We start from the raw sequence: 14,524 nt of genomic DNA, 5'->3' as shown, positions 1-14,524 counted from the left end.
CAGAGGGGAAACCCCAATCCCGATACAGTCCTCGCATGTCACAAAAACTCTCCCCGGTCACCGCTTTGCTGCTGACCGTGCCGCCGCTCATGTGGGCGGGCAATGCCGTGGTCGGGCGCTTGGTCACCGAGCTGGTGCCGCCGATCACGCTCAACTTCTTGCGTTGGCTGGTCGCCTTCTTCATCTTGCTGCCCCTGGCCTGGCGCGTGCTGCGCCCGAGCAGCGGCCTGTGGTCGCACTGGCGGCGCTTTGGCTTGCTGAGCCTGCTGGGCGTGGGCTGCTACAACGCGCTGCAATACCTGGCGCTGCAAACCTCCACCCCACTGAACGTGACGCTGGTGGCGGCCAGTGGCCCTTTCTGGGTGCTCATCATCGGCGCATTGTTTTTCAAAGCCCCGGTGCGGCGCATGCAACTGCTGGGCTCCTTGTTGTCCATCAGCGGGGCGCTGGTGGTGCTCTCGCGCGGCAATTGGTCTGAGTTGTTGGCGGTGCGCTTGGTGGTCGGGGACTTGTTCATTTTGCTGGCCACGGCCTGCTGGGCCTATTACAGCTGGCTGCTCAGCCGACGCGACGAGCCCGACGCCATCCGCAACGACTGGGCCGCCTTCTTGATGGGGCAGGTGGTGTTTGGCCTGGGCTGGTCGGGCTTGTTTTCGGGGCTGGAGTGGTCCTTGACCGACGCCCACATCACTTGGGGCATGCCACTGATCGCCACCTTGGCCTTTGTGGCCGTGGGCCCGGCCGTACTGGCCTACCGCTGCTGGGGCCTGGGCATCCAGCAGGCTGGGCCCGCGGTGGCCGGCTTTTTTGCCAACCTCACGCCGCTGTTTGCGGCGGTGTTGTCGGCCGCCTTTTTGGGCGAGTTGCCGCACCTGTACCACGTGGCGGCGTTTGGACTGATTGTGGGTGGGATTTGGGTGTCGTCGCGAAGCATGGGGTCGTGATGGCCCATCGAAGACCCTCAAACCAGCAAGCGCTGAACTGATTCAGACATGGCCGAGGAGCACGGCCGAATGACGCATCCCACCCATTGGGCTCCTCGACAGTCACGCGTCAATACGTCCCCGGATAAGCCCCACCGTCGGCCAACACGTTCTGGCCCGTCAAGTAGGCCGCGTGCTGGCTGCACAAGAAGGCGCAGATCGCGCCGAACTCTTGCGGCGTGCCGTAGCGCCCTGCTGGGATTTGCGCTTGCTGGATGGCGCGCATTTCTTCAACGGTCTTGCCCGCCTTTTGCGCCATCGCAGGGATGGTGGCGCGGATGCGGTCGGTGTCGAACTTGCCGGGCAGCAGGTTGTTGATGGTCACGCCTTGTCCTGCGATTTTGCTGCGCGAAGTGCCGGCCACGAAACCGGTCAGGCCGCTGCGCGCGCCGTTGGACAAGCCCAGCACATCGATGGGTGACTTGACCGAGCTGGAGGTGATGTTGACGATGCGGCCAAAGCCGCGTGCGGCCATGCCGTCCACCGTGGCTTTGATCAGCTCAATCGGCGTGAGCATGTTGGCGTCAATGGCCTTGATCCATGCGTCGCGGTCCCAGTCGCGGAAGTCGCCCGGAGGTGGGCCGCCCGCGTTGGTGACCACGATGTCGTAGTCTTTGCCGGGGCCGCCCGCCACCTTCCAGATCGCTTCGCGGCCTGCCTCGGTGGTGATGTCTTGCGCCACCGCGATCAGCTGCACACGGCCACCGGTCTCGGCACGCAAGTCGGCCACGGCCTTGTTCAGCACCTCAGCACCACGCGCCACCATGACCACGTTCACGCCTTCCAGCGCCAGTGCGCGGGCGCACCCCCAGCCCAAGCCTTTGCTTGCGCCACCCACCAAAGCCCATTTGCCTGCAATGCCCAGATCCATGTTTTTCTCCTCGATTTAAAGCTTGGGTGCTCGCGACACCCAGAACACACCCGACAGCACCAACACGGTGCCGCCCACGATCCACATGTTGAAAGGTTCGCCCAAAATGAAAACGCCCATGAGCAGCGTGGACATGGGCCCGACCATGCCGGTCTGCGCGGTCAGCCCAGAACCGATGCGCTCAATGGCCATCATCACCAGCACCACAGGCACCGCCGTGCAGGCCGTGGCGTTGAGCAGCGACAACCAGAGCACCGGCTCAGCCACCTGCGCCGCCGACAAGGGGCGCAACACCGCGAACTGGGCGATGCAAAACAAGCAAGCGATCGAGGTGGCCCAACCCGCCAAACGCAGTGAACCCAAGCGCTGCACCATTTGCCCGCTGTAGCTCAGGTACAGCGCATAACTGATGGCGCTGCCCAACACCAGCACCGCACCCAAAGCAGCATTTTTGCCGTCCAGCGAAGCCTCGTGACCGAACACCAGCAGCACGCCCGCATAACTGATGGCCATGCCCACGCCCTGGCGGTAGCTGATTTTGCGGCGGTACAGGAACCAGCCCAACACCAGCACCAGCGTGGGGTTGAGGTACAGGATCAAGCGCTCCAACGAGGCGCTGATGTATTCCAGCCCCCAAAAATCCAAGAAGGACGCGAGGTAATAGCCACTGAAGCCCAGCCCCAAAATGCCCAGCCAGTCGCGCCCAGCGATGCACGGCTTGCCCCGCCCGGCCCACCAGGCCATGAGCAAAAACATGGGCAGCGCAAACAGCATGCGCAACATGACCAGCGTGACGGCGTCCACGCCATGGCGGTAGGCGAGTTTGACGATGATGGCTTTGCCGCTGAAAGCAATCGACCCAGCTGCAGCCAAGAGCAAGCCCGAGGTCATGTGTGCAGGTTTGTGGCTTGTCATGGTTCAGCGCCCCGTGCGGGCTTTGACCCAAAGCCACAAGGCTTCGGATGCGGCTTCGGGCGTGGTGGCGTGGTTGGCTTGCACCACCAGATACTGGCTGTCTGCGTGGGCCGGCAGTTGCTGGTAGATGGCCATGGAGCTCGCAGGGTACAAGGGATCGAGTGTGCCAATGGCCCAGAACACGGGCACAGGTTTGCGAAAGTTGCGGGCGCTCAGCCCCATATGACCCCAGCCTTGCGGATCAAAATAACTCCACAGTGCAGCCGCTGGGGCTTTGACTGGCCGACGCTGGCCCTGGTTGATGTCGGTCATCTCCACCAGGGTGTCGCCTTGCCCGGCTTGCACGGCTTGGTGCGCGGCATCGATGCCACGACGAACATCGGCAATGACAAAAAAATATTCGGGCACATGGCCCGGTGCCAAAGGCAGCACCGCGTCCACGTCGCCCACTTGGGCCATGTAGGCCAACGATGCATTGGCCCCAAAGCTTTGGCCGCCCACGGCCACCCACTGCACACCCGACTGCCGAAACTCGGCCACCGCCTGACGAATCTGCGCCAGCGCATCGGCATAGGGCTTGTCGTACAAACGCAAACGCGACCAAGGCATCTCCAGCAGTTTGACTGGGCACGCTGGCTCCAGCTTTTGCACCACGGGTTTGAGGTAAGGCGATTGGGGCATGCCCCATTTGCCGTGCATCAACACCACGCCGCAGGACAGCGGCGCGGCCAAGGCGCTTGCACAAGCGCCCCAACCTGCGACCCACAAAGCCAGCGCTGCACACGAAGATCGCATCAAAAGCCCACCGCCTGCCCATCACGGCGCGGGTCGCTGGCGGCCATATAGCCTTCGACGCCCGGATCACCCATGCGCCAGATGAACTGGCCGGCCCCAAAGTCTTGGTAAGAGTCGTTGATCACGTCCAGTTGGTGGCCACGGGCCGTCAGGCCTTGCACGGTGGCCGCGTTCATCGCGGCTTCGACGTTGATGTTCAGCCCGGTGTTGTAGCGCCAGCGCGGTGCATCACAAGCAGCTTGCGGGTTTTGGCCGTAGTCCAGCATGCGCACCAGGGTCTGCATGTGGCCTTGGGGTTGCATATTGGCCCCCATCACGCCATAGCTCATGACGGGTTGACCGTCTTTGGTCAGGAAGGCCGGGATGATGGTCTGGAAGGGCCGCTTGCCCGGCATCACCAAGTTGGCCGTGTTGGGGCCTTTGGGGTTGGTGCTGAAGCCATGGCCCCGGTTTTGCAGGCTGATGCCGTAAGTGGGCTCCACCACGCCCGAGCCAAATCCCATGAAGTTGCTTTGGATGAAACTGATCATCATGCCGTTTTCATCGGCAGCCGTGAGGTAGATGGTGCCGCCCTTGACCGGATTGCCCGCTTGGAAGTTTTGCGCTTTGTTCATGTCGATCAGCTTGGCGCGGCTGGCCAAATAAGCCGGATCGAGCATCTGCTCAGGCGTGACTTCCATGTAGCGCGGATCGGCCACATAGCGGTACACATCGGCAAAGGCCAGCTTCATGGCTTCGATTTGCAAGTGCTGAGAATCCACACCGTCCACCGCGTGACTGGCCAGGTCGAAGTTGGACAGGATGCCCAAAGCGATCAGCGCGGCGATGCCCTGCCCGTTGGGCGGGATCTCATGCAGGGTGTAGCCCCGGTAGTCTTGCGCGATGGGCTTGACCCACTCGGGCTTGAAGTCGGCCAGGTCTTTGGCGGTGATGCTGCCGCCATGGTCCTTGGCGAATTTTTCAATCGCCTCGGCGATCTCGCCGCCATACAAGGCTTGGCCTTTGGACTGGGCAATCGCTCGGAGACCTCGTGCCGCGTTCTTGAACTGGAACAACTCGCCCACTTCGGGCGCACGGCCCCAGGGCAAAAAGCTCTGCGCAAAACCGGGTTGTGACTGCAGCTCTGGCGTGGCCGCCGCCCACTTTTGCTGCACCACCACGGGGATCAAATAACCACGCTCGGCCACCTCGATGGCGGGCTCCAGCAAGTCGGCAAAAGGCAGTTTGCCAAAACGCTCACTCAAGGCGACCCAACCGGCCACGGCACCCGGCACGGTGACCGAGTCAAACCCACGCTTAGGGGGGGCGACGGCATCGGTGCCGTATTTGCGGTGAAAGTAGTCGGGGGTCCAAGTTGCAGGCGCCGGACCAGAAGCGTTCAAACCGTGCAGCTCTTTGCCGTCCCACAAGATGGCAAACGCGTCCGAACCCAAGCCGCAGCTCACAGGTTCGGTCAAGGTGATCACGGCAGCAGCGGCGATGGCCGCATCGACCGCGTTACCGCCCTTGAGCATCATCCTCAGCCCCGCTTGCGCCGCCAATGGGTGCGAGGTGGACACCACATTGCGGGCAAAAATCGGCAAGCGGGTGCTGGTGTAGGGGTATTGGTTTTGAAATTGCATGTCAGTCCATTGCTCGATCGGTGTGCGAGGCAGATCCTATCGCTCTCGATTCTGTCAGACCGGCTCGATCAACAGGCTCGCGCAAGTGACAGCACACCACGCCATGAAAAACGGCCTCACAAGGAGGCCGTTTTGTCAGGTCAACAGCGCTTCACTCTTCAACGAAAGCTTCTTCGCGTTTGGACTTGACTGCGGGCAAGAGCACGATGATCAACAAGACCAGTGCTGCCGCCAAGAGACTGGCCGACAAAGGACGTGTCACGAACACGCTCCAGTCGCCACGCGAGAGCAGCATGGCGCGGCGCAGGTTTTCTTCCATCATCGGGCCCAAGATGAAGCCCAGCAGCAAAGGCGCAGGCTCCACACCGAGTTTGATGAAGGTGTAACCGATCACGCCGAACATGGCCACCATCCAGATGTCGAAGGTGTTGTTGTTGGTCGAGTACACGCCGATGGCGCAGAACAGCACGATGGCGGGGAACAACCAGCGGTATGGCACCGTGAGCAGCTTGATCCACATGCCGATCAAAGGCAGGTTCAAGATCACCAACATGGCATTGCCGATCCACATCGAAGCGATCAGGCCCCAGAACAACTCGGGGTTGCTCGTCATCACCTGAGGGCCAGGCTGGATGTTGTGGATGGTCATGGCACCGACCATCAAGGCCATCACGGCGTTGGGCGGGATGCCCAAGGTCAGCAAGGGAATGAAAGACGTTTGCGAACCGGCGTTGTTGGCCGACTCGGGCGCGGCCACGCCGCGGATGTTGCCTTGACCGAAAGGCACTTCACCGGGTTTGAGCTTGGTTTTCTTCTCGATGGTGTAGGCCGCAAAGGCCGCCAACAAGGCGCCGCCACCGGGCAAGATGCCCAAGATGGAGCCGATGGTGGTGCCGCGCAAAACGGCTGGCACCAAGTTCTTGAAGTCAGCGGCGGTGGGCATCAAGCCCTCCACCTTGCCGGTGAAAACTTCGCGGTCTTCTTCTTTTTGCGACAGGTTGGAGATGATCTCGCCGTAGCCGAACACACCCATGGCGATCACGATGAAGCCAATGCCATCGGTCAATTCAGGAATGTCGAATGAGAAACGCGCCACGCCCGAGTTCACGTCGGTACCGACCAAACCCATCAACAAGCCCAGCACGATCATGGCCACAGCCTTGAGCAAGGAGCCCGAAGCCAGCACCACAGCGCCGATCAAGCCCAAGATCATGAGCGAGAAGTATTCGGCGGGGCCGAACTTGAAAGCCACTTCGGTCAAAGGCGCAGCGAATGCGGCCAAGATCAAAGTGCCCACGCAACCGGCAAAGAACGAACCCAGGCCAGCGGCCGCCAGCGCAGGACCGGCTCGGCCTTTGCGGGCCATCTGGTAGCCATCGATCACGGTGACCACCGATGAAGATTCACCGGGCAAGTTCACCAAGATTGCGGTGGTCGAACCACCGTATTGAGCGCCATAGTAAATACCGGCCAGCATGATCAGCGCAGCCACGGGGGGCAGCGCGTAAGTCGCGGGCAACAGCATGGCAATCGTGGCCACAGGGCCAATGCCTGGCAACACGCCAATCAAGGTGCCCAGCATGCAACCGATGAAAGCGTAAATCAGGTTCTGGAAGGTGAATGCCACCCCAAAGCCGAGGGACAGGTTGTTGATCAGATCGGTCATGAAAACTCCTCAGCCGACGATGAAAGTGGGCCACACAGGGAACTGCAGTTTCAGCAGCATGATGAACGCCAGGTAGCTGCCGATCGACAACACCACAGACAGGATCAAAACTTCTTTGAGCTTGAAAGTGTCCCCGGCCAGGCTGGCCACGATGGTCACGCCAAAAATGGCAGCAATCAAGCCCATGGCGGGCAAGCCCAAGCTGGGCAAACCGCCGAGCAAAACGCCGAAGAGCACGTTGGCAGCGATGATGAAGAACAAAGGCTTCCAGGCCCACTTGCCGATTTTTTCGCCGTCCTGGGTTTCCACCACCAAGGCTTTGAACATGATGGCACTGCCCAAAATGGCCAGGATCACGCCCAACAGCAGCGGAAAGTAACCGGGGCCCATGCGGCCGCCGGTACCGATGCTGTAGCTGGTCGCACCGTAGGCAAATGAGGCACCGACGACGGTGAACATGAGCCCAGAGAAAAAGTCTTTTTGACTCTTGATTTGCACGAGATATCTCCTCTGATTGAGTTGGGACGATTCTGCGTGAAGATGCCTCTCGAGAGGATGTGGGTTACACCTATGTCCCGCGAAGGACAAACCCATGGTTTACCCTGATGACCGGCGCACTTTCAAACGGTGAAAGCGCAGTGCACCTCACTTGCACAGCGGCTTGAAAACCCGAAGCCACTTGGGAGCCGGCAAGCCCCACTTGTCCTGAATGCGCTCGGCCGCTGCCAGCAATTCATCGCGCTTGGGTCGGCTGCTGGTGCGTTGCGCCAGCACGATGGCATTGCCTTCGCGCGTGGGCTTGAAGGCCCACACCGCGTCTTCACCAAAGGCAGCGCAAATTTTCTCGACGCTGGCCGGGTAACTCGATGAACGGCCAAACAAGTTGACGGTCATCACCCCCTGCGGGCTGAGCAGGTCACGGCAGTGGCGGTAAAAATCGGGCGTGTCCAGCACGGGCGCGGCCGCGTGCTCGTCGTACAGGTCCACCTGCAAGGCATCGACGGTGCCGCGCCATTCATCGGACTGGATCTCTTCGGAGGCATCGGCCAGCACCACGCGCAAGCGCTCATCGTCGGGCGGCAACCTGAACCAGCCCCGGCAGGCATGCAGCACGCCCGGGTTCAACTCAATGGCCGTGCAGGTCATTTTGAGTTTCTTGTAGCAAAACTTGGTGATCGTGCCAGCGCCCAAACCCAGCTGCATGGCGTGTGCGCCTTTGACTTCGTCGTGTGGGTAAAAAAGCAGCCAGCCGAACATGCGCTGCACATATTCCAGCTCGATGTCGTAAGGCCTGTCCAGGAACATGGAGCCTTGGATCCACTCGGTGCCCAAATGCAAATAACGGATTTCCCCGTCTTCAGAGAAATTGACTTCGGGCAGTTCGATGGTTTTTTTGCGGCTCATGCCAAGGTTCCAAAAAAGAGGGCTTCGGCACGTCACCGAGCGGGGTGATGTTATGCGAAGTCAACCAAGGCCTGAAGCCGTGGCAAGGCGCGCACCGCATTGGCCGAGCTGGCCTGTGCCAGCGCATGCAAAGACAGGCCCCGCAAATCGGCCAGCACCTGCGCGATGCGCGGCAATTCGGCGGGGCTGTTGCGCCCTTGTGCTTGGCCCTTTGCCCGATCGTCGGCCGTCTGGTAGAGCCAATGCGGCGGAATGTCGGGGGCATCGGTTTCCAGCACCAAGGCCGCCAGCGGCAGCTCGGTGGCCAGACGGCGCAGCTGCAAAGCCCGGTCATAGGTGAGCGCGCCGCCAAAGCCCAAGGCAAAGCCCATGTCCACAAAAAGCTGGGCCTGCTGCGCACTGCCATTGAAAGCATGGGCGATGCCCGACACCACAGGGCGTTGGCGCAAGCCCTTGAGCAACAGGTCGGCCGATCGGCGCACATGCAAGATCACCGGCAATCGGTGTTTCTGCGCCAATTTGAGCTGGGCGGTGTAGAACGCCCACTGCCGCTCGCGCATGGCGGGCTCGCACAGGGCGGGCACGAAAAAATCCAAACCGATCTCGCCCACCGCCACCAGACGCGGATCGCCTTGGCGCTCGGTCAAGGCCGCATCCAACGCCCGCAAATCTTCTTCATGGGCTTGTGGCACATACAAAGGATGAATACCCAGGGCATACGCATCGCCATGGCGCTCGGCCAATTGCGCCACACCGGCCCAATGCGCGCGTTCTACGGCCGGGATCACACACAGTGACACCGCTTGGGCACGGGCCTGGGCCCTCATCGCATCGCGGTCGGCGTCAAACTCCGCCGCGTCCAGGTGGCAATGGGTGTCGATCCACATGACCGCTCAAACAGACGGCTGCAAAACGCCTTTGACCAAGTGCAATTGCCGGTCGCATCGCGCCGCCAGGGCCTGGTCGTGCGTGACCACCACGAAAGCGGTACCGCGCTCGCGGGCCAGTTCCAGCATCAGCGCGAACACACCGTCGGCGGTTTCCCGATCGAGGTTTCCGGTGGGCTCGTCGGCCAGCACGCAGGCCGGGTCGTTGACCAAAGCACGGGCCAGGGCCACACGTTGGCGCTCACCGCCAGAGAGTTCTGCAGGCCGGTGGTACACGCGGTCGGCCAGCCCCACACGGGCCAACCACTGCGCGGCCACAACGGCCGCCTCGGCACGGCCCTGGCGGCGTATCCACAGCGGCATGGCCACATTGTCCAAGGCACTGAATTCAGGCAATAGGTGATGGAACTGGTAGACAAAACCCAGGTAGCGGTTGCGCCACTGGCCTTGCTCGGCCGCGCTCAGTGCAGACAACAATTGGCCTTGCAGCTGAACGCTGCCTTGTGTGGGCGCGTCAAGCCCGCCGAGCAAATGCAAGAGCGTGCTTTTGCCCGAACCTGAAGCGCCCACGATGGCCAAAGTCTCGCCGGCATGCACTTCCAAATCCACGCCTTGCAGCACCGTCACATCCAGGCGGCCTTCGGAAAAGCGCTTGGTCAGGCCTTGGGCTTTTAAAACCGTTTCGCCGCCGGGCCGCCCCAAAGCGAAAGGAGCCCCCTCGGGGGGCAGCGAACCACGCGAAGCGGGGAGCGCGGGGGTCCATGTTTTATTCATAACGCAGCGCCTCCGCAGGGTTCACCTGGCTGGCGCGCCAGCTGGGGTAGAGCGTGGCCACAAAAGCCAAGACCAAAGAGATCACCGCGATCGGCACGATGTCGCTGGCCAGCGGATCGCTGGGCATGCGGCTGATGAGGTAAATGTCGCGTGGCAAGAAGCTGGCGTTGAACAGCTTTTCCAAGGCGGGCACGATCACGTCGATGTTGAAGGCCACCAGCAAGCCCAAGAGCAAGCCACTGAGGGTGCCAATGACGCCCACCGTGGCACCCTGCACCACAAAGATGCCCATGATGCTGCGGGGGCTGGCGCCCAGCGTGCGCAAGATGGCGATGTCGGCCCGTTTGTCGGTCACCGTCATCACCAGCGTGCTGACCAGATTGAACGCGGCCACCGCCACGATGAGCGTGAGGATGATGAACATCATGCGTTTTTCGACCTGCACCGCGGCAAACCAGGTCTTGTTTTGCTGCGTCCAGTCGCGCACCCAAAAATTAGCCCCCAGTTGCAACTGCAAATCACGCGCCACCGCGCGGGCTTCGTGCAAGTCTTGCAGCTTGAGGCGAATGCCCGTAGGCCCCTCCAGGCGGAACATGCGGGCCGCATCGTCCACGTGCATCATGGCCAGGGCCGAGTCGTACTCGTAATGGCCCGAATGGAAAGCGCCCACCACCTGCATTTGCTTCATGCGGGGCACCACGCCAGCGGGCGTGACCTGGCCTGAGGGCGACACCAAGGTGACCGGATCGCCCAATTGGACGCCCAAGCTTTGCGCCAAGTCCGCGCCCAGCAGCATGCCAAACTGCCCGGGCAACAAGCGCATCAAGGCAGCGCGTTGGGCGTCAGAGGCCAAGTCGGTGACTTCGGGCTCCAGTGCCGGATCGATGCCGCGCACCAGCACGCCTTTCATGTCTTCACCCCGCGCCAGCAAAGCCTGCGCCGTGATGAAAGGCGCGGCACCCACCACTTGGGGGTGGGCCTTGAGCTTGGCCAGCAGCCCGGGCAAGTCCTGCACCGCTCCGCCGTCAGCCGCATACACCTCAATGTGCGAGACCACACCCAACATGCGGTCGCGCACCTCTTTTTGAAAGCCGTTCATCACGCTCAGCACGATGATCAGCGCCGCCACCCCCAGCGCAATGCCCAGCATGGACACCCCCGAGATGAAGGAAATGAACCCGTTGCGCCGCGTCGCGCGGCCGGCCCGCGTGTAGCGCCAACCCAGCACAAGTTCGTAAGGGATATTTTTGAAAAAAGACATAAGCCCCTATTGTGACCAATCGGCCCCTGACCCGGTCAAAGGATGTGTGACCTGTACTGGGTGGACAACGGGCTTTCAGCGGCTGGCCTTGTCCAGCGCCTGGTCAATGTCCCACAAGATGTCGTCCAGATTTTCCAGACCGACCGAGATGCGCACCATGTCGGGCGGCACGCCAGCGGCCAGTTGCTGGACCTCGTCGAGCTGGCGGTGCGTGGTGCTGGCCGGGTGGCTGATCAGGGTGCGGGTGTCGCCGATGTTGACCAAGTGACTCATGAACTGCGCCGACTCGATGAACTTGACGCCCTGCGCCAGCCCGCCTTTGACGCCAAACGACAGCAAGCCTGAAGCGCCGCGCATCTGGCGCTGCATCAGGGCGTGCTGCGGGTGATCGGGCAAACCAGGGTAGTTGACCCAAGCCACACGCGCATCGGCCTTCAAAAATTGGGCCACGCCCAAGGCGTTGTCACAGTGCTTTTGCATGCGCAGAGGCAAGGTCTCGACGCCTTGCAGAATTTGCCAGGCGCTCATGGGGCTGAGCGCCGCGCCAAACACGCGCAGGCTCTCCATGCGGCAGCGCATGGTGAAACCGAAGTCGCCAAAGGTCTCGTAAAACTTCACGCCGTGGTAGCCCTGCGAAGGCTCGGTCATGCCCGGGAACTTGCCGTTGTCCCAGGGGAATTTGCCGCCCTCCACCACCACACCGCCCAGTGTGGTGCCGTGTCCGGCCAAATATTTGGTAGCCGAATGCACCACGATGTCAGCCCCCAGCGCCAGCGGGTTGCACAGCAGCGGGCTGGGCACGGTGTTGTCGATGATGAGCGGCACGCCGTGTGCATGGGCCACCTCGGCAACGGCCGCGATGTCCAGCACCACCATGCTCGGGTTGCCGAGACTCTCGGCATACACCGCACGGGTGTTGGGGCGCATGGCAGCAGCAAAGGCCTCGGGTTGGGTCGCGTCCACAAAGGTGGTTTCGATGCCGAACTTGGCCAAGCTCACGGCCAGCATCGTGACCGAGCCGCCATACAAGGCCCCTGCCGCCACCACATGGTCGCCCGATTGCAAGATGGTCATGAGCGCCATGGTCTCGGCCGCCATGCCCGAGGCACTGGCCACCGCAGCGCGACCGCCTTCGAGCGCGGCGACACGCTCTTCGAGCACCGCCACCGTGGGGTTGCTCAGGCGCGAGTACACATTGCCAAAGGTCTGAAGGTTGAACAGCGAGGCCGCATGCTCGGCGCTGTCGAACACAAAGCTGCTGGTCTGGTAAATCGGCAAGGCGCGTGCGCCCGTGGCCGCATCGGGGATTTGCCCTGCGTGGATGGCCAGGGTCTCGGGGTGGAATTGGCGGTCGGTCATGGTGTTTGGGATGATGAAGTCAGATTGAAAATGGCTCAGGCAACCGGCCCTCACACCAAGCGCCGCGCCGAGATGATGCCGGTGTTCACACCCACCCAATTCAAGCCGCCAAACAGCCGGGCGTGCTCGATCTTGACGCAGCGGTTGGTCACCGAATCCATGCCCGCCTGGCGTGCCAGGGCATCGGCCTCGGGGTTGGCCACGCCCAGCTGCTGCCACAAGCAGCGGGCCCCGATCTGCACCGCTTGCTGGGCAATCGGCAGCACGTCTTCGCTGCGGCGAAACACATCGACCATGTCCACCTTGAACGGGATGTCCTGCAAGCTGGCGTAGCAGGTCTCGCCCAACACCTGGCCACCTGCATAGCGCGGGTTGACGGGCACGATGCGAAAGCCGTGCGACTGCATGTATTTGGCCGCGAAATAGCTGGGCCGGTGCCATTCGGCCGACAAGCCCACCACGGCCAGGGTGGGGCAGCTTTTGAGGATGCGCCGCAGCGCGTGCAAATCGTTGTTCATGAGCCTGTGCTTTCTTTGATCAATACCGGACCTGTCCGCTGCGCTGCGTTTTCAAGCTCGCCCAAGTGGCGATCAAGGACAGCACGCCGCAAACGACCATCACGCCCAGGTAATGCCCGCTCCCGTCAAATGCGGCCCCGGCCAGCACCGGGCCCAGCAAATTGCCCAAGGCCGCGCCACTGTAGAGCGTGCCCACCACGCCGGCGACCGAACGGCCACCAAAATAATCCATGCAAATGGCCGGCAAGAGCGAGACCATGCTGCCATAACTGAGCCCAAACCACAGCGCAAACACCACCAGCAGCCCCTGCCCACCTGCAGCGCCCCAAAGCACATACGAAGCGCCCATGGACAGCTGCAACAACACCAGCGTCTGCGCCCGACCCAGTCTGTCGGCCAGCAGGCCAATGGCAAAGCGCCCGACCAGACTGCCCACGCCAATCAGGCCCACCAGGCCCACGGCAAAGGCTTCGCCCAAGCCCAGATCGCGCGCCGAAGCCGACACATGGGCAAAAGGAATGAACATCACCGGCGAAGCCAGCACAACGGCCAGGTACAACCAACGGAAAGTGGGGCTGCGCAAGGTCTCGCCCAAGGTCAGCCCGCTCGCGGAGCCACCCACACCGGGCCCTGCCGACGCTGCGGAGGTCAGGGCCGCAGGAGCACGACGCAACAAAGCCGCCGCCAAAAGGCCCAACACCAGCACACCCAGCGCCAAGGAGCGCATGGCCTCGCGCCAAGGCATGGGGCCAATCGCCAAAGCCACCAGCACCGGCACCAACAAGGTCCCAGCGCCCACGCCCGAACTGGCAATGCCCCCGGCCAGACCTCGGCGTGTGGTGAACCAGGGCTGCACGCTGGCAATCGACGGCGTGTAAACCAAGGCGATGCCCAAGCCCACCAACAAGCCATAGCTCACATACACCGCCAGCAAGGACGTGGCCCAACTGGTGGCCAGCAGGCCCAGGGCAATGAGGGCCATGCCCGCCGAGCACACGATGCGCGGGCCAAAGCGGTCGGCCAACATGCCGCCACCCGCGCCCAGCACAAAGTAAACAAAGCCCGACAGGCCAAAAATCCAGGACACATCGGCCCGCTGCGCCGAGAACTCGGCCGCGAACGATTCAAAAAATGCCGCAAACGAATACGACACCCCAAAGATCAGCGCCAGGCAAACAAAGGTGGCCCAAACCACCACCCAGGCATATGGGGTTTCTTTCATGCGGTCTCCGTTTTTGGGGAAGGTGTTGTCGATTGTGCCTTCAAGACCATGGCGGCTCTGTCCATAATGAGCCACCCCACATGGAGAGCGCACCGATGACTCAGGACCCACGCCCCCCGCACGAATCCAAAAGCCTGGAGGACGTGGTCCTCAAGTTCATCGAAAAAAACAACAGGGCGATTTGGGCCGTCATTTTCGCCATCGCCTTGGCCGTGGTCTACGGCATGAACGCCCACTGAAGCCGCCC

The 14,524-nt window shown here is 62.0% G+C and carries 15 protein-coding genes; 2 read left to right on the top strand and 13 right to left on the bottom strand.

Features of this window, described 5'->3' with window-relative positions:
- The first annotated feature begins 35 nt into the window (after positions 1-35).
- Positions 36-944, top strand: a complete 909-nt coding sequence (locus QLQ16_RS14210) for a DMT family transporter (protein WP_283225321.1) — start codon at positions 36-38, stop codon at positions 942-944.
- A gap of 109 nt (positions 945-1,053) precedes the next feature.
- Here QLQ16_RS14210 and QLQ16_RS14205 read toward each other — a convergent pair whose 3' ends face one another.
- The 13 genes from QLQ16_RS14205 to QLQ16_RS14145 all read right to left on the bottom strand — a co-directional run bounded on the left by QLQ16_RS14205 (position 1,054) and on the right by QLQ16_RS14145 (position 14,277).
- On the bottom strand, positions 1,054-1,854 hold the full coding sequence (locus QLQ16_RS14205) for an SDR family oxidoreductase (protein ID WP_283225320.1): 801 nt from the start codon (positions 1,852-1,854) through the stop codon (positions 1,054-1,056).
- Positions 1,855-1,869: 15 nt separating this feature from the next.
- A complete protein-coding gene (locus QLQ16_RS14200) occupies positions 1,870-2,769 on the bottom strand; it encodes a DMT family transporter (protein ID WP_283225319.1) in 900 nt (299 codons plus the stop codon).
- Between the two features lie 3 nt (positions 2,770-2,772).
- Positions 2,773-3,564: an alpha/beta hydrolase gene (locus QLQ16_RS14195; RefSeq protein WP_283225318.1), complete on the bottom strand. Its 792-nt coding sequence runs from the start codon at positions 3,562-3,564 to the stop codon at positions 2,773-2,775.
- Entirely contained in the window at positions 3,564-5,186 is a 1,623-nt protein-coding gene (locus QLQ16_RS14190; RefSeq protein WP_283225317.1) for a gamma-glutamyltransferase family protein, read from the bottom strand. Before QLQ16_RS14190 ends, QLQ16_RS14195 begins: the two co-directional genes overlap by 1 nt.
- A 151-nt stretch (positions 5,187-5,337) precedes the next feature.
- Positions 5,338-6,852: a tripartite tricarboxylate transporter permease gene (locus QLQ16_RS14185; protein ID WP_283225316.1), complete on the bottom strand. Its 1,515-nt coding sequence runs from the start codon at positions 6,850-6,852 to the stop codon at positions 5,338-5,340.
- Between the two features lie 9 nt (positions 6,853-6,861).
- A complete protein-coding gene (locus tag QLQ16_RS14180; protein ID WP_283225315.1) occupies positions 6,862-7,350 on the bottom strand; it encodes a tripartite tricarboxylate transporter TctB family protein in 489 nt (162 codons plus the stop codon).
- A 147-nt stretch (positions 7,351-7,497) separates the two neighbouring features.
- Complete coding sequence (locus tag QLQ16_RS14175) at positions 7,498-8,256, bottom strand: class I SAM-dependent methyltransferase (RefSeq protein WP_283225314.1); 759 nt, start codon at positions 8,254-8,256, stop codon at positions 7,498-7,500.
- Positions 8,257-8,306: 50 nt separating this feature from the next.
- Positions 8,307-9,143 (bottom strand): TatD family hydrolase, encoded by an 837-nt coding sequence (locus QLQ16_RS14170; RefSeq protein WP_283225313.1) that lies wholly within the window; start codon positions 9,141-9,143, stop codon positions 8,307-8,309.
- 6 nt (positions 9,144-9,149) lie between these two features.
- Positions 9,150-9,917, bottom strand: a complete 768-nt coding sequence (gene lolD, locus QLQ16_RS14165) for a lipoprotein-releasing ABC transporter ATP-binding protein LolD (protein WP_283225312.1) — start codon at positions 9,915-9,917, stop codon at positions 9,150-9,152.
- The gene (locus tag QLQ16_RS14160) at positions 9,910-11,178 is read right to left on the bottom strand and encodes a lipoprotein-releasing ABC transporter permease subunit (RefSeq protein ID WP_283225311.1); all 1,269 of its coding nucleotides are present in this window, start codon (positions 11,176-11,178) and stop codon (positions 9,910-9,912) included. The genes lolD and QLQ16_RS14160 overlap by 8 nt, the downstream gene beginning before the upstream one ends.
- A gap of 75 nt (positions 11,179-11,253) precedes the next feature.
- Positions 11,254-12,537: an O-acetylhomoserine aminocarboxypropyltransferase/cysteine synthase family protein gene (locus QLQ16_RS14155; RefSeq protein WP_283225310.1), complete on the bottom strand. Its 1,284-nt coding sequence runs from the start codon at positions 12,535-12,537 to the stop codon at positions 11,254-11,256.
- A 50-nt stretch (positions 12,538-12,587) separates the two neighbouring features.
- Positions 12,588-13,055, bottom strand: a complete 468-nt coding sequence (locus QLQ16_RS14150; protein WP_283225309.1) for a CoA-binding protein — start codon at positions 13,053-13,055, stop codon at positions 12,588-12,590.
- A 19-nt stretch (positions 13,056-13,074) separates the two neighbouring features.
- Entirely contained in the window at positions 13,075-14,277 is a 1,203-nt protein-coding gene (locus QLQ16_RS14145) for an MFS transporter (protein WP_283225308.1), read from the bottom strand.
- 95 nt (positions 14,278-14,372) lie between these two features.
- Here QLQ16_RS14145 and QLQ16_RS14140 point away from each other — a divergent pair, with 95 nt between their 5' ends.
- Positions 14,373-14,516, top strand: a complete 144-nt coding sequence (locus QLQ16_RS14140; RefSeq protein WP_283225307.1) for a hypothetical protein — start codon at positions 14,373-14,375, stop codon at positions 14,514-14,516.
- The last annotated feature ends 8 nt before the right edge of the window (positions 14,517-14,524 follow it).

It is taken from the genome of Limnohabitans lacus (genome assembly GCF_030053395.1).
GTDB classification, from domain to species: Bacteria; Pseudomonadota; Gammaproteobacteria; order Burkholderiales; family Burkholderiaceae_C; genus Limnohabitans_A; species Limnohabitans_A lacus.
The sequence above is the reverse complement of the archived record's forward strand: the minus strand, read 5'-3'. Positions and strand labels throughout refer to the sequence as shown.